Genomic DNA, 16,825 nt, shown 5'->3' with positions numbered 1-16,825 from the left:
GCGACTCTTGTCGCACCGGGTGCGGCAGCATCGACCGATACCTGGAATAGTTGGGGCGAGCACGCATAAGACCGAGGCGAAAGCGGGGATGTTGGTGACTTCGACTGAAGGTGTGAGCGGGGTAAGCACGGTGAAAGAGACGGACTCACCGGCACCGAACACCCTCGAGCGCGATGTCCAGACCCTGGAAAAGGCGATCTACGAAGTCAAACGGGTGATCGTCGGACAGGACCGACTGGTCGAGCGTTTGCTCGTAGGCGTGTTGGCGCGTGGACACGTACTGCTCGAAGGCGTTCCGGGTATCGCCAAGACGCTCGCGGTGGAGACCTTCGCGAAAGTGGTCGGCGGCAGCTTCTCCCGCGTGCAGTTCACGCCCGACCTGGTGCCCACCGATCTGATCGGTACGCGCATCTATCGCCAGGGTAAGGAAGAGTTCGACACCGAATTGGGTCCGGTCGTCGCGAATTTCGTCCTCGCCGACGAAATCAACCGCGCGCCCGCCAAGGTGCAGTCGGCTCTGCTCGAGGTAATGGCCGAACGGCATGTCTCCATCGGCGGCAAGACCTACCCGATGCCGAATCCGTTCCTGGTGATGGCGACCCAGAACCCCATCGAGAGCGAAGGCGTGTACCCGCTGCCCGAGGCGCAGCGCGACCGTTTCCTCTTCAAGGTGGTCGTGGACTACCCGTCGGTGGAGGAAGAGCGCGAGATCATCTACCGGATGGGTATCACCCCGCCGGAGGCCAAGGCGATTCTCGACCCCGCCGAGGTGGTGCGGCTGCAGCAGTTGGCGGCCAATACCTTCGTGCACCACGCCCTGGTCGACTATGTGGTCCGCGTGATCGCCGCGACCCGTAAGCCCGCCGAGTTCGGCATGAACGATGTGGCCGGCTGGATCGCCTACGGCGCTTCGCCGCGTGCCAGCCTCGGCATCATCGCCGCCGCCCGCGCGGTGGCCCTCATTCGCGGCCGCGATTACGTGGTGCCGCAGGATGTGGTCGAGGTGATTCCGGATGTGTTGCGCCACCGCCTGGTGCTGTCCTACGACGCGCTCGCCGATGAGATCAGTCCCGACGATGTGATCCGTCGCGTCCTGCAGACCGTGGGTCTGCCGCAGGTGGCCCCGCAGGCCGTCGCACCCGGCAGCCCGCAGACGCCGATGCCCGCGCCCGCCGCGCCGCCCGCCATGGGTCCGCACGGGTCCGCGCCGCAGGGTGTGCCGCAGCAGAGCATTCCGCAGCCTCCCAACGGCCAGTCCGCGGTGCCCGGGCAGTCGCAGCACAAGTGAGGCGAGGCCCGGATTCGGTTGCGCCCGTGACGATGTCAAACCCCAATGGGTCCACCCACGCCCCGCCCTCCTTCCGGTCGGGGGAGCTGTCCGACCCGAAATTGTCGGCGGCGCTGAAAACTCTCGAATTGACCGTGCGACGTCGTCTCGACGGCGTACTGCACGGAGACCACCAGGGCCTGATTCCCGGCCCGGGCTCCGATCCCGGTGATGCGCGGATGTATCAGCCGGGTGACGATGTGCGGCAGATGGATTGGTCGGTGACCGCCCGCACCACCCATCCGCATGTGCGGCAGACGATCGCCGACCGCGAGTTGGAGACCTGGCTCGTGGTCGACCTGTCGGCCAGCCTCGACTTCGGTACCGCCGCCTGCCAGAAACGCGATCTGGTGGTGGCGGCCGCCGCGGCGGTCACCCATCTGACCAGTGGCGGTGGCAATCGGATCGGCGCGGTCGTCGCCAATGGTGAGCAGTTGTTCCGAATCCCGGCGCGCTCCGGGCGAATTCACGCGCAGACCATGCTGCGGCGGATCGCCACCACACCGCACGCTCGTGACGGAGTGCGCGGTGATCTGGCCGGGGCCATCGAGTCGCTGCGCCGACCGCAGCGCAAACGCGGTCTGGCCGTAGTGATTTCGGACTTCCTCGGTGATATCGACTGGGAGCGGTCACTGCGCGCCATCTCCGGCCGCCACGATCTGCTCGGCGTGGAAGTGCTCGATCCCCGGGATCTGGCGCTGCCCGATATGGGTGATGTGGTGTTGCATGATCCGGAGACCGGACGCACCCGCGAATTCAGCGTGACACCCACGCTGCGCGCCGACTACGCGCGTGCCGCGCAACGCCATCGCGAACAGGTCGAGGCCGCGCTGCGCGGGTGCGGCGCGCCGGTGATGGAATTGCGTACCGATCGGGACTGGATCGCTGATGTGGTCCGGTTCGTGTCCACCCGGCGCCATACCTTCGGCGCCCCGAATTCCGGGCGGGTGCCGCGGCAGTGAGCATTTCGAACTTCGAACATATCGGCTGGCTGGGATTCCTGGCCGTGATCATGATGGTGGCGCTGGGCTATCTGCTCGCACAGCAGCGCCGGCAGCGGCATCTGATCAATTTCTCCAATATGGAGCAGCTGGAGAAGGTCGCGCCCAAGCGGCCGGGTCCGGTCCGGCATGTGCCGATCGCACTGATGCTGGTCGGCCTGATCTTCCTGACCATCGCGGCGGCCGGTCCGACCTCGGCCCAGAAGGTGCCGCGCAACCGTGCCACCGTGGTGCTGGTCATGGACGTATCGCTGTCCATGGAGGCCACCGACGTGCCGCCGAGCCGCCTGGAGGTGGCACAGCAGGCGGCCAAGAATTTCGCCGACGGCCTCACGCCCGGAGTCAATCTGGGGCTGGTGACCTTCGCCGGTACCGCATCGGTGCAGATGCAGCCGACCACCAAGCGGGAAGCGGTGAAAGCGGCCATCGACAACATCAAGTTGGCCGAGCGCACCGCCACCGGCGAAGGCATCCTCACCGGCCTGCAATCCATCGAGACACTGGCCGCGGTGCTGGGTGGTGCGGAGACGCCGCCGCCGGCGCGCATCGTGCTCATGACCGACGGCAAGCAGACCGTGCCCGATGACAAGGACGTCGACAATCCCCGCCACGCGTTCACCGCGGCGCGTCTGGCCAAGGAGAAAGACATTCCGGTGTCGACGATTTCGTTCGGCACCACCTGGGGCACGGTCGAGATTCCGGATCAGGACGGTAAGGGCGCGCAGCGCGTGCGGGTACCCGTCGACGACGATTCGCTGCAGGAGATCGCGAAACTGTCGGGTGGCGAGTTCTATTCGGCCTCCAGCCTCGAAGAGCTCTCCGAGGTGTACAACACCCTGGAACAGCAGATCGGTTACGAGATGACCATGGGCGATGCCAGTCGTCCGTGGTTGATCCTCGGCATGCTGGTGACCGCCGCCGGTGTGGTGACAGCGTTGGTCTATCGTCAGCGCCTGCCGTAAATCGCGCCGTAGGGGCGTGTGTCGATCGGTTGATCGGTACCGCGCGCCGAGCCATGACTACGAACAGATAGGTTGAGCCTTATGTCGAACATCACATCCCGGTCGGTACTGGTGACCGGCGGCAACCGCGGCATCGGTCTCGCGGTAGCCCAGCGTCTGCTCGCCGACGGACACAAGGTCGCCGTCACCCATCGCGGGTCGGGGGTGCCGGAGGGTCTCTTCGGTGTGAAATGCGATGTGACGGATAGTGAGTCGGTTGATCAGGCGTTCACCGAGGTCGAGGCCCATCAGGGACCGGTCGAGGTCGTTGTCGCCAATGCGGGCATTGTCGACAACACGCTGCTGATGCGGATGAGCGAGGAAACGTTCACCCGCGTCATCGACGCCAACCTGACCGGCGCGTGGCGCGTCGCTCAGCGTGCCAATCGCGCAATGTTGAAGGGCCGCTTCGGTCGCATCATCTTCCTCGGCTCGGTCGTCGGGCAGATCGGTGCGCCCGGTCAGGTCAACTACGCGGCGGCCAAGGCTGGTCTGGTCGGTATGGCGCGCGCCATCACCCGTGAGGTCGGCAAGCGCAATATCACCGCCAATGTGGTGGCGCCAGGCCTGATCGACACCGATATGACCCGCGAGGACATGACCGAGGAAATGCGCAAGACGGCACTCGAGTTCATCCCCGCCGGGCGGATCGGCGAGGCCGAGGATGTCGCCGCCGCGATCAGCTTCCTGGCCTCCGATGACGCCTCCTACATCTCGGGCGCTGTCATCCCCGTCGACGGCGGCATGGGCATGGGCCACTAAGCACTTTCGCGCGCGGCACAAGTGAACGGCAGCCGTGTCCGCACCGGGCACGACCGAAGACCGACCAGGTCGGCGCGGGCGCTGCATCCCTAGGCACCGTCGAGTTCGGACCCGCTGTTCGGGGGTTCGGGGGCGAAGCCCCTGAGAGCCCCCGAGAGTTGGGTAAACCCAATACTTTCAACGAGGAGAACCAGCCAACCCATGAGTGGATTGCTCGCAGGCAAAACCGTACTCATTACCGGAATCATTACCGATTCCTCCATCGCCTTCCACGCGGCCGCGGTCGCGCAGGAGCAGGGCGCGAAGGTGATCATCACCGGTATTCCCGAGCGACTGCGGCTGATCGACCGGATCGCCAAGCGCCTGCCGCAGGAGGTGCCCCCGGCCATCGGCCTCGACATCACCAATGAGGACAACCTCGGTGAGCTCGCGGACAAGGTGCGCGAGCTCGCGCCCGAGGGCGTCGACGGTGTGCTGCACTCCATCGCGTTCGCGCCGCGCACCCTGATGGGTCCGGATGCCAAGCCGTTCCTCGACGGCCCGGGCCCGGACGCCGCCAAGGCGTTCGAGATCTCCGCGTGGAGCTACGCCTCCCTCGCGCGCGCCGTACTCCCCGTCATGAACGAGGGCGGCTCCCTCGTGGGTATGGATTTCGATCCGCGCACCGCCATGCCGTACTACAACTGGATGGGCGTCGCCAAGGCCGCGCTCGAGTCGGTGAACCGCTACGTCGCGCGAGAGGTGGGCGAGGCCAAGCGGATTCGCTCCAACCTGATCGCCGCCGGTCCGATCAAGACCCTGGCCGCCAAGGCCATCGCGGGATCGGCCACCGATGACGCCAAGCAGCTGAATATGCTCAATACCTATTGGGACGGCGCGTCGCCGATCGGCTGGGATGTCGACGACCCGACCGTGGTCGCCAAGTCCATTGTGACGCTGCTGTCGGATTGGCTGCCCGCCACCACCGGTTCCATCATCTATGTCGACGGCGGAGCCAGCCACAACACCTGGTTGCCCACGGACGGCTTCGGACAGAACTGAGCTGAGGGAGACGCCGTGGCTGCCGACGCACTGCTACTGCTGTCCTTCGGTGGCCCGGAACGCCCCGAGGACGTGATGCCGTTCCTGGAGAACGTCACTCGGGGCCGTGGGGTCCCGCCGGAACGTCTCGCCGAGGTCGCGGAGCACTATCTGCACTTCGGCGGGGTGTCGCCGATCAACGCCCTCAACCGCGACATCATCAAGGCCATCGAGGCCGAATTCGCTGCGCGCGGTATCGATCTACCTGTCTACTTCGGCAATCGGAACTGGTATCCGATGGTCGAGGAGACTGTGGAGCGGATGCGCGCGGACGGAATCCGGTCCGCCCTGGTCTTTCCCACCTCCGCGTGGGGTGGCTACTCCGGCTGCCGCCAGTATCACGAGGATATCGAGCGGGCCCGTGCGACGGTGGGATCGGAAGCGCCGCAATTGGAGAAGCTGCGGCAGTACTTCGACCACCCGCTGCTGATCGAATCGTTCGCCGACGCCATTCATGTTGCGGTGGACGAACTTCCGGCAGATCGACGCGGCGCCGCACGGTTGGTGTTCACCGCGCACTCGATTCCACTGCGCGCCGATGCCACCGACGGCCCACCGGCCGAAGGCGGCGGTCTCTACCGGCGACAGGTTCTCGACGCGGCCCGCTTGTGTGCCGCCGCGACGGGTTTCGATGACTACGACGTAGTCTGGCAGTCCCGGTCCGGACCACCTCGGGTGCCGTGGCTGGAGCCCGATATTGTCGATCACCTGGATGCTCTCGCCGCGGCGGGGGAGCGGGCCGTGGTCGTCTGCCCCATCGGCTTCGTCTCCGACCACCTCGAAGTGATCTGGGACCTCGACAACGAGGCGAAAACCCGTGCGGCCGAACTCGATATGGCCTTCGCGCGGGTGGCCACCCCCGGCACCGATCCGCGCTTCGCCCGTATGGTCGCCGACCTCGTGGACGAACACCGCATAGCCGCCCCGCCCCGGCGCTCGGGCGCGGTGTCCGGATTCGGCTGTACCCGCAACGGCCTACCCTGTGTACCCGGCTGCTGCGGCGCGCCCGTTTCCGATGGGCACTGACGGTACATCTCGAGGGCGGACATCGGTCTGTCCCGTGCTGATCCCCGAACCACGGTCCACTTGTTGGTCTTGATAGGTTCGAAACGTACTGAGTAAGAGGAGTTTTGGACTCCATCCTCATTGGGTAGTCGATGGAAACGACCGGTTGGTCGTTAGCGGTGGTTGGGATCATGACACCAAGCGGCTGAAGGGTTGAACGCGATGGAAAAACGAGCTCTCGGAACGCCGGACCTGTTCGTATGGCTTCCGGTACTGGGATTGTTGGAGGGCGCGTTCGTCTGCACAACCATCCTGCAATCGACACCCGTCGCCCTGGGGCTGATCGGCGTGGCGGTGCTACTGGTGCTCGCCGACTCCTGGCTCAACCGCTGACCGACGGCTAACGGGCCCCTTCTCGCCAACTGGTTGCTCGCTTGCGGCGGCTATGATTTCGCGACGATCAACCAGAGGGGGAGTCCTATGTCAGTGCCCGACAAGGAAACACGGAATCCGCAACCACCGCCGCAGACCTGGCAGCCGGACCCACCGCGGCCAGCGGTGCAGTGGCCGCAGCCCACTCCACCTTCGCAGCCGACGCCGCGCAGGCCCCTCGCGGTCATCGTGACAGCGGTCGTCTGTGCGGTGCTCGCCGCAGCGGGCGCGGCAACGTCGATTACTCTCTTCGTGCAGTACACCAACGAACGCAGCGCCGCGGAAATCCAGCGCGAGACAATCCGCGGTCTGGATCAGAAGCTGTCGGACGTCGGGATGGCCTCCGCCCGCGAGCAGGGCGCTTTGCGAGCCGCATGCGACTTCCTTGTCACTGTCAGCACCTACGACTTCAACGACCTCGACAGCTACTTCGACAAGGTGCTCGCCGCGTCGTCGGGCGAGTGGCATCAGAACTTCTCGAGCAGCGCCGATAGCCTGAAAATGGCGATGCTCAGTGTGCAGAGTCGCAGTCACCCCGAGGAAACTCACTGCGGCCTGTCATCGGTCGATGGCACGACCGCCAAAGCCGTAGGCATCGTCAAGCAGTCGAGGTCGAACAACTCCGCCCCCACGGATTCACTCACCAATTCAATGGTGATGACCCTCGAGGAACAATCCGACGGCCGGTGGTTGATCAGCCAGATGGACTCTCCAGCGCTCTAACCCGCTGGCCATACCCGTACCGGACGATAACGCACCCACAGCAATCCGCCCTCGAGGTCTTCGGCGGCAACGAGGCTCAGAGCGCTGCTGACCGCGATGTCGTCGAACCACGTAGGGGCCGACGAGCCGGCGAGGCACGGGTGGATGAGCAAACTGATCTCGTCGACCAGTTGCGTGCGGAGTAGCAGACCATTGAGCACACTCCCGCTGTCGACCCGTACCGTGCGCGCGCCTTCTGCCGCGAGGGCCGCCAGCGCGGCCGCGAGGTCGACCTGGTCGGTACCGGTGACGATTTCCCTGGGTCCGTCGGACGGCCGCGGTGGCGTGCTGTGGCTATAGAGCGCCAGCACATCCGACCAATGTCCGGCCGCGCGCAACTCCCGCCACCGGCTGATCCGGCGGCCACCGTCGACGACGGCGAGTAGCGGCCCGTCCCGGAGCGGTCCCGGAAGCGACTCAGCGGCAGCCAAGGCTGGTTCCTGCGCGGCGATTGTTCGCGACCCGGCCAGGGTGACATCTTCGTGCCATGTCGCCGCCAGCTCATAGAACCGCGCCACATCGGCGGTGAAGCCGCTCGATTTCCCGTCCGCCGAAACCGCGACATGGATGAGTACATGCGGTTTGTCCATGTAGAGGGCTTACCCCGCGCCATGCGGCGAACTACCGTTGGTGGAATGACCTATTGGAAGGAATTCGATACTGCCGCGCCGCGGATCTCGACCATCTTCCGCCGCCGTCACGCCGCCGCCGGCAATTTGTGCATGCTCGCCACCCTGCGTTCGGACGGGTTTCCACGCATCAGTCCCATGGAGCCGCGGTTCTTCGAGGATCGGCTGTGGCTGGTGGGTATGCCGAACACTACGAAATTCGCCGACCTCGCTCGCGATCCACGGTTGTGTCTGCACACCGCGACCGTGGATACGCAGGTGAGTGATGGTGACGCGAAGTTGTGGGGAACCGTGCACGACGTGCAGGACGAGGGGCTGCAGCAGCGGTTCGCGGAGAATCTGTACGAGGAGACCGGCTTCGACCTGCGTGGTAAGAAATTCGAGCCGTTCTACGCGCTGGAGATCACGGGGGCGTCGGCGGTGGAGGTCGGGGAGGGGGACATGGTGGTGCTGATCTGGAAGCCTGGGCAGCCGGAGCACGAGGTCCACAAGCGGCCCGATTGATGGAAAGGCATGTCCCGCATAAGTGCAGCGAATGCAATCCGGCAGGGCGCGCGGGAATGCGCTGCGCGCCAGAACAACTGGGTCCCGGCGCGCGGGCATCGCCGCGAATATCACTCTGCCGCAGGTCAGATGGCGGGTGCCGGGGCGGGAGGCTGCAGTAGTCCACCGTGCCGCACCCCGGCGAGGGTTCGGGCGGCAACAACCGCCCAGGCGCTCACCAGCAGGATGTAGAGCCCCACGGCGGTCACGGCGAACAGGTCCGCGCCGGTGTGGGTGAACAGCACACTGCTGCCGGTGACGCAGGTGCCGACGGGGAAGGTGAACCCCCACCAGGTCAGGTTGAAGGGCATGGCCTTGCGGTTGCGCACGGTGATGGCCACCGACAGGCCCAGCCACAGCATCATGAATCCCCAAGCGGCTACCCCGAAGACGACCGAGAACACCATCAGCCCCTTGGCGTAGATCTCGGGCAGCGCGCTGGGCGCGGCATTGGCGAGCAGTCCGGCGGCGGTGACCGATTGGCCGAGCGGGCCGAGCACGATCCACACGGTGGCGACGGCTTCCTTGGCGGGCGGGCCGAAATGCAGCAGTCGCGACCAGATGATGGTGATGGTGATGAGTGCGGCGATCAGGCTCAGTCCGAACATGGCCAGGCAGCCGAGCATCATGGTCAGCCGAGCCTGTCCGGCGGGCAGGTGCGGGACGAGCAACGCGCCGGTGGCGGCGGAGACCATGGGGGATACCACGGGCATGACCCAGCCGCCGAAAGCGGCCTCGGGCCTGGCGGATTCCCCGGTCATCATGCGGTAGGGGATGGCCAAGGCGATGAGCAGGCCGAGCGCGGTACCCGCCGACCACAGCACCCAATCGATGGCGAGCGCGGCGCGCAGGCCGATCACATCGGAGCCCAGCAGCAGAGCGCCCGCACCGACGGTCATCAGAGCCATCGGGGGAGCACCGTAGAAATGCGACATGACCGGATGACGGCCGTGCGCCCGCGCGGCGTGGGGATGGCGCAGCCAGTGCGCGGCGAATGCGCCGGTGATCACGACCAATAGCAGTGCGGCCAATGCCCACACGACGGTCGCGGCCGCACGCAGCCCGAGCGGCTGCGCGGGCAGGGTCGCGACGGCGGTGGCGACAATGCCGGTGCCCATGACGACGGCGAACCAATTGGGGCCGATATGCCGGAAGGCGTCGGTGGGCTCCAGTCGCGGCGCGCGCACCGACCGGGTCACGGTTCGGGGCGAGCGCGCTGCGGGGCGATGGAGGATTGCGGTCATGGCTTCAGCCTGCGCCCGCCACACCGCGCCCGGTAGCACCCGCATATCGATGCATCCATAGAATCGTTCTATGTCCCTGTCGCCGCGCGTGCCCGATCTCGCCGCTCTCGATCTGCTGCTGTCGGTAATCGAACTCGGCAGTCTGGGACGCGCGGCGCGGGCGCACGGTATCAGTCAGCCGTCGGCGAGTTCGCGCATGCACTACCTCGAGCAGCTGGTGGGAGTGCCCGTCCTGGAACGCACCTCGCTCGGGTCGAAGCCGACGGCGGCGGGCGCGCTCATCGCCGAATGGGCGCGCGATGTCGTCGATGCCGCCGCGCGCCTGGACGCGGGCATCGACACCCTGCGCACCCAACGTGATTCGCGGCTACAGGTCGCGGCCAGCCAGACTGTCGCGGAGTACCTGTTCCCCAAATGGCTGATGGCCTTGCGCTCGCGTACCCCGGATACCAGCATCGCCCTGGAATCGGGCAATTCCGCCGACGTCACCCGCCTGGTGCTGGAGGGTCGCGCCGATATCGGCTTCGTGGAGAGCCCGTCTGTGCCACCGGACCTGGAAAGCCATGTGGTGGCCCGTGATCGCCTGATCGTGGTGATCCCGCCCGGTCACCGCTGGGCCCGCCGCACCGCGCTCACCGTGGACGATCTGGTCGATACGCCCCTCATCTACCGGGAGTCCGGTTCCGGTACCCGTATCTCCTTCGAGCGCGCCATGCGCCGCGTCATCCCCGACTGGGAGCCGAAGGTCATGCTGGAACTGTCGTCCACCACCGCCATCAAAACCGCGGTCGCCGGGGGGCTCGCCCCCGCGGTACTCAGTTCGCTGGCCGTGGCGAGCGAACTGGCCGACGGAGTCCTGTTGTCGCTCACCGTGACCGGCCTCGACCTGGACCGTCCGCTGCGCGCCATCTGGCCCCGCGGCCAGCGCCCGACCGGTCCGGCTCGTGACCTGTACGCCATCGCGCGCGGCTGATCGGCCTCAGCGGGCGAGATGCTCGTCGAAGAATCCGAAGATCCGCTCCCACGCGTCCTCGCACGCCGCCGGATTGTGCCGCAGCCCTGCCACCCGGAACAACCTGCCGGTCATTCCGCCATTGTCCTGGAAGAACGAGTGCGTGGTCTCGGGATACACCGTGATGTCGTGCGGCACGTCGAGTTCGGTGAGCCGCTTCTCCAGTGCCTGTACCTGGTGCTCGGGAATGGAGAAATCGGCATCCCCGTAGCTGCCCACCAGGGGAGCGCACCCCTGCCGTACGAAATCGTCGACCTCGAGCCACGGCGGGGGCATGCCGTAATTCGGTGCGACGGCATCGAATCCGTATCCCGTCGACACCATGATGGCGAACATGCCGCCCATACAGAATCCGATGACGGCGGTCTTGCCGGTGCAATCCGGCCGGGCGATCAGGTGCTCGCGGGCGGCGGTGATATGGGCGAGCGCGGGCCCCTTCCCGCGCGCCATGGTCCGCACCGTCGCGGCGATACACCCGACCTTGTTGCCGCCCGAGTAGAGATCGGGCGCGAGCACCAGATAGCCCCGTGCGGCCATGTGGTCGGCCTGCCTGCGCAGGTCGGCATTGAGTCCGAGCCCGTCGTGGATCATGACGATCCCGGGCCACGGCCCGTCACCCTCGGGGACCGCGAGGTACGCCGACAGTGCCTGCGTGCCCGAGGGAAAAATGGTGTTGGGCATGGTGACTCCCTCCCATGTCGGGGGCGGCATTGCCCCCGCAGCCATTCTGGGCCAAGCGCGGGCGACAGCGGGAGGACATCAGTCGCCAACCATCGACAAACGTGTAACCCATCGGTTACGGTTCTCGCGTGGACGAGGTGGCAGCAGCGATATCGGACCCGGTACGCCGGGAGATTCTGACGATGCTGCGCACGGACCGACTCACCGCCGGTGATATCGCGGGGCGATTCCCTATCAGTCGCCCCGCGATCAGTCGTCACCTGCGGGTGCTGCGCGAAAGTGGTCTGGTGTGCGACGAACTGGTCGGCCGCCAGCGCTTCTACAGCCTCGATTCCGCGCCGCTGCGCGAGATCGCGGACTGGATCGCGCGCTTGGAGCGGTCCGAGCAGTGGGAAACGCGCCTCGACGCACTGGAAACCGAGGTCTACCGGACCAGGCGCGAACGGCGCGCACGCCCGGCCGACCGCGTCGACACAAGGGAGAACACGGCATGACCCCAACACCCGCCGGACGCCTGCTTCGCACCGAAGCCGGCCGCGATCTGGTCCTGACCCGGCACTTCCGCGCCCCCACCGCCGACGTGTGGGCGAGCGTCACCGAATCCGACCGCACCGCCCGCTGGTTCGGCCCCTGGGAGGGTGAGGCGGGCCCGGGGCGAACCATCAAGGTGCAGATGAGTTTCGAAGAGGAAAAGCCCTGGTTCGAAATGCGCGTCGACGCCTGCGAACCGCCTCGTCGCCTCGCGGTATCGACCATCGATGAGGCGGGAAGTTGGTTCCTGGACGTGGTGCTCACCGAACGGTCCGATGGTACCGAACTCGTCTTCACTCAGCATCTCGACCCCGAAGCCGATGTCAGTGGCGTCGGCCCCGGCTGGGAGTACTACCTCGACAACCTGGTCGCGGCCGAACTCGGCGCGCCACTGCCGAGCTTCGACGACTACTACCCGTCCATGAAGTCCTACTACGAGGAGCTCGCCGAAAACCTCTGACCCGGGTCCGTGGTCACGGTGTGGCGTGCACCGCGGCGAGCCGGGCGGAGCGGATGGCGTTCCACAGCGGACGCAGCAGCGTTTCCTGCGCGGCCGCCGCACTGGCCGAGGTCGGGGCGGCGGCCGGTTCGCGTTCCGCGACCGTGAGTATGGCGGCCACCTGGTCGGCGGTATCGAGAATGCGACGAGCGCGCAGCGGTAGGTAATCCGGGTAGGTGTGCTTGGAATGGCTGGCGAGTTCGGCCTCGATGAGTTCGCGCGGCCCGGCGGGGCCACCCTCCATGCGGGTGGTCTGGAGCAGCTGCAAAGCATCCGCGGCATCTCGAACCGCCTGGCGCATGGTGTATTCGGCCTCGCCGAGCGGCATATCGGGTTCGGCGACCGGTATCGGTGTGGAGAACACTGTCCATTGCAGGGTGTCGTCATCGGGCCACAGCGGCACCAGCCCGGTGCCGATGGTCCCGGGTGTACCCAATAGCAGTCCCTCGCCGGTTTCCATTGCGGCGGCGGCGAATTCGGTGCCGCCGGGCAGACCGCGCACATCGCCCGGCACCGGCAGTACCAGTCGCAACCGAGCGCCCGGCGCACTGACCGACTCGCGAATCAGTTTGAGCAGCGCCATGATTCCGGCGCCCCGTGCGGCGTCGACACCATCGTCGGCGGCCCACGGCAGCCCCGTGTGACCGCCGGTGACGGGATCCCCGGCGGCCACGGTCTGCCGGGGTGCCCAGGCGCGCAGCGCGTCCAGTACATCGTCGGGGGCGCTGCCACCGGCCAGCCAGGAGCCGGCCCACACGGTCAGCGTGGCGCTCGGGGTACTCATGTCTACGAGGATAACTGCAGGGCTACTGCGGTTCGGTCACGAAGTCGATCAATCGTTCGACGGCCCCGATCAGCGGACTTTCCAAATCCCGGAAACTGGACACCGAGTTGTAGACCCGCCGCCAGCCGTCTTGCGGTGTGCCCCAACCGAGTCGGTCGCAGATGCCGGTTTTCCAGTCCTCGCCGCGCGGAACCTTCGGCCATTCTCGAATGCCGACGGCGGCGGGCCGCACCGCCTCCCACACGTCGATATACGGATGCCCGGTGACGAGCACGTGCGGACCCAGTCCGGTGGTGAGGCCGGTCTCCTTGGATCCGGTCACCAGATGGTCCACCAGCACCCCGACGCGCTGTCCGGGGCCGGGCCCGAATTCGGTGAGCCGCTGCGCCAGATTGTCGAGCCCCTCGAGGTGTTCGACCACCACGCCCTCGACCCGCAGATCGTGCCCCCACACCCGTTCCACGAGCGCGGCATCGTGCACGCCCTCCACCCAGATCCGACTGGCCTGCGCCACCCGGGCTCGCAATCCCGCCACCCGCGTCGAACCCGAGGCCGACCTCGTCGGCTGCTTCGGCGCGGTCGCGGTGGGCCGCACCAGCGTCACCGGATGTCCATCGATGAGGAACGCGGCCTCACGCATGGCGAACAACCGCACCCGGCCCTTGCCATCCTCGAGTTTCACGAACTCGCCGTCATAGCTGCGGTCGAAACCGACTACGGCACCGCAGAATCCGGTGGCGGCGTCCTCGGCCACCAGATCGCGTTCGGCGACCACCCTCGGTATCTCGCGCTTCCGTGTCCTGGAATGTCCGGAATAGATGTCACCGCCATAGATGTCACGCCCGCTCACCCGAACGACCGTACCGGGACCGTCCGCGATCGCGGGTGCGCGGCGCGGCGGGTCACCGAAATCGCGGCTGCGCGCCGCCGTGCCCGAATACGGGTGACGGCAGTGACGGTTACCCGGCCCCGACGCACCGAAACGACTACTGTGGAGTTCGTGGCCGCAATCATTTGGCTGATCGCGGGGATTGTGCTCGCGGCGGCAGAGATGCTCATTGGTGATTTCACGCTGCTCATGTTGGGCAGCGCGGCGCTCGCCACCGCGGGCGTGAGCGCGTTCACCGGCTCCTCGCTCATTATCGATGCGGTGGTTTTCGCGATCAGCTCCATCGCGCTCATGTTGGTGGTCCGGCCTATTCTGTTGCGGCGCTACGCGATTGTGCCCCACACCCCGATGGGTATGGAGGCGCTCCAGGGTAAGTCGGCCACGGTATTGCGGGCGGTCGACGAGAACGGCGGGCTGGTGAAATTGGACGGGCAGGAGTGGACCGCGCGTCCGCTGGACGCCACCGAGAGCTATCCGGCGGGCGCGACCGTCTATGTCATGGAGATCGACGGCGCGACCGCCGTCGTATGGAAGGGGCCGTAGTCATGCTGTTGGGCATTGTCGCGGGGGTTTTGATCCTGCTGGCCGTGGTCGCCGTCTTCAAGTCGGTGGCATTGGTGCCACAGGCGGAGGCGGCGGTTATCGAACGGCTGGGCCGCTATTCGCGCACGGTTTCCGGGCAGTTGACCTTCCTGGTGCCGTTCGCCGACCGCATTCGCGCCAAGGTGGATCTGCGCGAGCGGGTGGTGTCGTTCCCACCTCAGCCGGTGATCACGCAGGACAACCTGACCGTGCAGATCGACTCGGTGGTCTACTTCCAGGTCACCACGCCGCAGGCCGCGGTGTACGAGATCTCGAACTACATTGCCGCGGTCGAGCAGTTGACCGTCACCACCCTGCGCAATGTGGTGGGCGGTATGACATTGGAGGAGACGCTCACCTCCCGCGACTTCATCAATAGCCAATTGCGTGGGGTGCTCGACGAGGCCACCGGCCGCTGGGGTCTGCGGGTCTCGCGCGTGGAGCTCAAGGCCATCGATCCGCCGCCGTCGATTCAGGAATCGATGGAGAAGCAGATGAAGGCCGACCGGGAGAAGCGCGCCATCATCCTCACCGCCGAAGGTCAGCGTGAGGCGGCCATCAAAACCGCCGAGGGGCAGAAGCAGGCGCAGATCCTCTCCGCCGAGGGCGCGAAGCAGTCCACGATCCTCTCCGCCGAGGGTGAGCGCCAGGGCCGCATCCTGCGTGCCCAGGGTGAGCGCGCTGCCGCCTATCTGCAGGCCCAAGGCGAGGCGAAGGCTATCGAGAAGGTGTTCGCCGCCATCAAATCCGGCAAACCGACTCCCGAACTGCTGGCCTACCAGTACATGCAAACCCTGCCCCAGGTGGCGAAGGGTGACGCCAACAAGGTGTGGCTGGTGCCCAGCGATTTCGGCAAGGCCCTGGAGGGTTTCGCGCGCAACTTCGCCGAGAAGGGCGAAGACGGCACCTTCCGCTACGAGCCCGCGCCGGACGGAGATTCCGCCGAACGTCCCCAGGACGATTCCGACGAGGTCGCCGACTGGTTCGATACCGCGACCGACCCGGCCACCGAACGCGCCGTCCGCGCCGCCGAAGCCGACGCCCGCACCCCGGTCGACACCCCACTCGATATGGGCAACCGACTGCCGGAACCGCCCCGTCAGCTGTCGGTGGACCAAAGCAGGCAGACCCACCGGCTCCGCGACCCGCAGGCGGGCGGGCACCGACCGGACCAACCGGGCGGCCAGTACTGACACGCCGTTCGACCACCCGGATCGTCCGCGCCCAGCGGCTCGGCCGGGTGGTGGCGCGGGCTCGATGACGCGGGCAACCGACCCGGTACCGGCGGTATCGCATATTATGACGATATGTCGGCTGCCGATAAGAAGGTCTCCCGCGCCGCGAAGCGGAACTCGGGAGCCGGATCTCGGCCCGATGCCCGCACCGAACGGTGGCGTGCGCATCGCGAGCAGGTTCGGGCGGATTTCGTCGATGCCGCTCTCCGCGCGCTGGCCGAGCACGGTCCCGATGTGAGCATGGACGATATCGCCCGCGCCGCCGGCTGTGCGAAACCCAAGCTGTACCGGCACTTCGACGATAAGACGGACCTGTACCTCGCCATCCTCGAACGCGTACAGACCAGGCTGTTCGATCGCGTGCTGGATCGGGTGAATCTCCTGGATGACTCGGTCGCCGACCTGCTGTGCGTGGGTATTGCCGAATACGTGGCCGAGGTCGAGGAGCGCCCCGAGGTCTTCCGTTTCCTGGTGCACGGTCGCATGGCGCAGCAGACCGACCAACCCGAACGCGCCCTCGAGGTGTCACAGCGATCCGCGCTGCTGGTGGCGCGCATTGTCGAGGAGCAGCTCGAGGGGCAACTGGTCGACACCGGCAGCCTGGAGTTGACGACGTATGCGATCTTCGGCGCGGTCGGATCCGCCACCGAGTGGTACCTGGGCGCGAACCGCTCCCGCGACGAGCACATGACCGCCGAACGCTTCGCCGAACATGTCACGACCATCGCGACCGCGGTGCTGGATTCCGTCGCCCAGCTCAACAAGGTGGCCGTGGATGTGCGCAAGCCCGCACACCTGGCTTTTGCCATGGTGTGAGAGCTCCACC

The 16,825-nt window shown here is 66.6% G+C and carries 20 protein-coding genes; 15 read left to right on the top strand and 5 right to left on the bottom strand.

Annotated features, from left to right (window positions below; genetic code table 11):
* Positions 1-88 precede the first annotated feature (88 nt).
* The 8 genes from NU1_RS11325 to NU1_RS11295 all read left to right on the top strand — a co-directional run bounded on the left by NU1_RS11325 (position 89) and on the right by NU1_RS11295 (position 7,331).
* Positions 89-1,288: an AAA family ATPase gene (locus NU1_RS11325; protein WP_067520086.1), complete on the top strand. Its 1,200-nt coding sequence runs from the start codon at positions 89-91 to the stop codon at positions 1,286-1,288.
* A gap of 32 nt (positions 1,289-1,320) precedes the next feature.
* Entirely contained in the window at positions 1,321-2,289 is a 969-nt protein-coding gene (locus tag NU1_RS11320) for a DUF58 domain-containing protein (protein ID WP_067520084.1), read from the top strand.
* Complete coding sequence (locus NU1_RS11315; RefSeq protein ID WP_067520083.1) at positions 2,286-3,290, top strand: VWA domain-containing protein; 1,005 nt, start codon at positions 2,286-2,288, stop codon at positions 3,288-3,290. Before NU1_RS11320 ends, NU1_RS11315 begins: the two co-directional genes overlap by 4 nt.
* 81 nt (positions 3,291-3,371) lie before the next feature.
* Complete coding sequence (gene fabG1, locus NU1_RS11310; RefSeq protein WP_067520082.1) at positions 3,372-4,091, top strand: 3-oxoacyl-ACP reductase FabG1; 720 nt, start codon at positions 3,372-3,374, stop codon at positions 4,089-4,091.
* 201 nt (positions 4,092-4,292) lie between these two features.
* A complete protein-coding gene (inhA, locus tag NU1_RS11305) occupies positions 4,293-5,132 on the top strand; it encodes an NADH-dependent enoyl-ACP reductase InhA (protein ID WP_067520078.1) in 840 nt (279 codons plus the stop codon).
* A 15-nt stretch (positions 5,133-5,147) separates the two neighbouring features.
* Positions 5,148-6,197 carry a ferrochelatase gene (locus NU1_RS11300; RefSeq protein WP_067520076.1) on the top strand — a complete coding sequence of 350 codons (1,050 nt, stop codon included), beginning with the start codon at positions 5,148-5,150 and terminating at the stop codon, positions 6,195-6,197.
* Between the two features lie 201 nt (positions 6,198-6,398).
* Positions 6,399-6,569, top strand: a complete 171-nt coding sequence (locus NU1_RS41300) for a hypothetical protein (protein WP_157552098.1) — start codon at positions 6,399-6,401, stop codon at positions 6,567-6,569.
* Positions 6,570-6,797: 228 nt separating this feature from the next.
* Positions 6,798-7,331, top strand: coding sequence for a hypothetical protein (locus NU1_RS11295; protein ID WP_067520074.1), 534 nt, complete (start codon positions 6,798-6,800; stop codon positions 7,329-7,331).
* Here the strand turns inward: NU1_RS11295 and NU1_RS11290 are convergent.
* Complete coding sequence (locus tag NU1_RS11290; protein ID WP_067520072.1) at positions 7,328-7,960, bottom strand: dihydrofolate reductase family protein; 633 nt, start codon at positions 7,958-7,960, stop codon at positions 7,328-7,330. The genes NU1_RS11295 and NU1_RS11290 overlap by 4 nt on opposite strands.
* Positions 7,961-8,005: 45 nt before the next feature.
* Here NU1_RS11290 and NU1_RS11285 point away from each other — a divergent pair, with 45 nt between their 5' ends.
* Positions 8,006-8,503 carry a pyridoxamine 5'-phosphate oxidase family protein gene (locus tag NU1_RS11285; protein ID WP_067520070.1) on the top strand — a complete coding sequence of 166 codons (498 nt, stop codon included), beginning with the start codon at positions 8,006-8,008 and terminating at the stop codon, positions 8,501-8,503.
* A 125-nt stretch (positions 8,504-8,628) separates the two neighbouring features.
* Here NU1_RS11285 and NU1_RS11280 read toward each other — a convergent pair whose 3' ends face one another.
* The gene (locus NU1_RS11280; protein WP_067520144.1) at positions 8,629-9,786 is read right to left on the bottom strand and encodes a TDT family transporter; all 1,158 of its coding nucleotides are present in this window, start codon (positions 9,784-9,786) and stop codon (positions 8,629-8,631) included.
* A 70-nt stretch (positions 9,787-9,856) separates the two neighbouring features.
* Here NU1_RS11280 and NU1_RS11275 point away from each other — a divergent pair, with 70 nt between their 5' ends.
* On the top strand, positions 9,857-10,759 hold the full coding sequence (locus NU1_RS11275; protein WP_067520068.1) for a LysR family transcriptional regulator: 903 nt from the start codon (positions 9,857-9,859) through the stop codon (positions 10,757-10,759).
* A 6-nt stretch (positions 10,760-10,765) separates the two neighbouring features.
* On the opposite strand, the gene NU1_RS11270 is transcribed toward NU1_RS11275, so the two are convergent.
* Positions 10,766-11,479, bottom strand: coding sequence for a dienelactone hydrolase family protein (locus tag NU1_RS11270; protein WP_067520066.1), 714 nt, complete (start codon positions 11,477-11,479; stop codon positions 10,766-10,768).
* 128 nt (positions 11,480-11,607) lie between these two features.
* Between NU1_RS11270 and NU1_RS11265 the strand changes: the two genes are divergently transcribed.
* On the top strand, positions 11,608-11,973 hold the full coding sequence (locus NU1_RS11265) for a metalloregulator ArsR/SmtB family transcription factor (RefSeq protein ID WP_067520064.1): 366 nt from the start codon (positions 11,608-11,610) through the stop codon (positions 11,971-11,973).
* Entirely contained in the window at positions 11,970-12,470 is a 501-nt protein-coding gene (locus tag NU1_RS11260; protein WP_067520062.1) for an SRPBCC family protein, read from the top strand. The genes NU1_RS11265 and NU1_RS11260 overlap by 4 nt, the downstream gene beginning before the upstream one ends.
* Before the next feature lie 13 nt (positions 12,471-12,483).
* Here NU1_RS11260 and NU1_RS11255 read toward each other — a convergent pair whose 3' ends face one another.
* On the bottom strand, positions 12,484-13,293 hold the full coding sequence (locus NU1_RS11255) for an Rv1486c family protein (RefSeq protein WP_067520057.1): 810 nt from the start codon (positions 13,291-13,293) through the stop codon (positions 12,484-12,486).
* A gap of 22 nt (positions 13,294-13,315) precedes the next feature.
* Positions 13,316-14,143, bottom strand: a complete 828-nt coding sequence (locus NU1_RS11250; RefSeq protein ID WP_084521186.1) for a DUF3097 domain-containing protein — start codon at positions 14,141-14,143, stop codon at positions 13,316-13,318.
* Between the two features lie 150 nt (positions 14,144-14,293).
* Between NU1_RS11250 and NU1_RS42190 the strand changes: the two genes are divergently transcribed.
* The 3 genes from NU1_RS42190 to NU1_RS11235 all read left to right on the top strand — a co-directional run bounded on the left by NU1_RS42190 (position 14,294) and on the right by NU1_RS11235 (position 16,815).
* Entirely contained in the window at positions 14,294-14,725 is a 432-nt protein-coding gene (locus NU1_RS42190) for an NfeD family protein (RefSeq protein ID WP_067520140.1), read from the top strand.
* Between the two features lie 2 nt (positions 14,726-14,727).
* Positions 14,728-15,957: an SPFH domain-containing protein gene (locus NU1_RS11240; RefSeq protein ID WP_084521193.1), complete on the top strand. Its 1,230-nt coding sequence runs from the start codon at positions 14,728-14,730 to the stop codon at positions 15,955-15,957.
* A 114-nt stretch (positions 15,958-16,071) separates the two neighbouring features.
* The gene (locus NU1_RS11235; protein WP_067520056.1) at positions 16,072-16,815 is read left to right on the top strand and encodes a TetR/AcrR family transcriptional regulator; all 744 of its coding nucleotides are present in this window, start codon (positions 16,072-16,074) and stop codon (positions 16,813-16,815) included.
* Positions 16,816-16,825: the final 10 nt, after the last annotated feature.

The sequence above is a fragment of the Nocardia uniformis NBRC 13702 genome, from assembly GCF_001613345.1.
GTDB classification, from domain to species: Bacteria; Actinomycetota; Actinomycetes; order Mycobacteriales; family Mycobacteriaceae; genus Nocardia; species Nocardia uniformis.
This window is presented reverse-complemented; position numbering and strand designations above follow the sequence as displayed.

Excerpts from the sequence above, each read along its gene's own strand:
- NU1_RS11325 (WP_067520086.1), top strand. The coding sequence starts at position 89 with ATGTTGGTGACTTCGACTGAAGGTGTGAGCGGGGTAAGCACGGTGAAA.
- NU1_RS11320 (WP_067520084.1), top strand. The coding sequence starts at position 1,321 with ATGTCAAACCCCAATGGGTCCACCCACGCCCCGCCCTCCTTCCGGTCG.
- fabG1 (WP_067520082.1), top strand. The coding sequence starts at position 3,372 with ATGTCGAACATCACATCCCGGTCGGTACTGGTGACCGGCGGCAACCGC.
- inhA (WP_067520078.1), top strand. The coding sequence starts at position 4,293 with ATGAGTGGATTGCTCGCAGGCAAAACCGTACTCATTACCGGAATCATT.
- NU1_RS41300 (WP_157552098.1), top strand. The coding sequence starts at position 6,399 with ATGGAAAAACGAGCTCTCGGAACGCCGGACCTGTTCGTATGGCTTCCG.
- NU1_RS11290 (WP_067520072.1), bottom strand. The coding sequence starts at position 7,960 with ATGGACAAACCGCATGTACTCATCCATGTCGCGGTTTCGGCGGACGGG.
- NU1_RS11285 (WP_067520070.1), top strand. The coding sequence starts at position 8,006 with ATGACCTATTGGAAGGAATTCGATACTGCCGCGCCGCGGATCTCGACC.
- NU1_RS11280 (WP_067520144.1), bottom strand. The coding sequence starts at position 9,786 with ATGACCGCAATCCTCCATCGCCCCGCAGCGCGCTCGCCCCGAACCGTG.
- NU1_RS11275 (WP_067520068.1), top strand. The coding sequence starts at position 9,857 with ATGTCCCTGTCGCCGCGCGTGCCCGATCTCGCCGCTCTCGATCTGCTG.
- NU1_RS11270 (WP_067520066.1), bottom strand. The coding sequence starts at position 11,479 with ATGCCCAACACCATTTTTCCCTCGGGCACGCAGGCACTGTCGGCGTAC.
- NU1_RS11260 (WP_067520062.1), top strand. The coding sequence starts at position 11,970 with ATGACCCCAACACCCGCCGGACGCCTGCTTCGCACCGAAGCCGGCCGC.
- NU1_RS11255 (WP_067520057.1), bottom strand. The coding sequence starts at position 13,293 with ATGAGTACCCCGAGCGCCACGCTGACCGTGTGGGCCGGCTCCTGGCTG.
- NU1_RS11240 (WP_084521193.1), top strand. The coding sequence starts at position 14,728 with ATGCTGTTGGGCATTGTCGCGGGGGTTTTGATCCTGCTGGCCGTGGTC.
- NU1_RS11235 (WP_067520056.1), top strand. The coding sequence starts at position 16,072 with ATGTCGGCTGCCGATAAGAAGGTCTCCCGCGCCGCGAAGCGGAACTCG.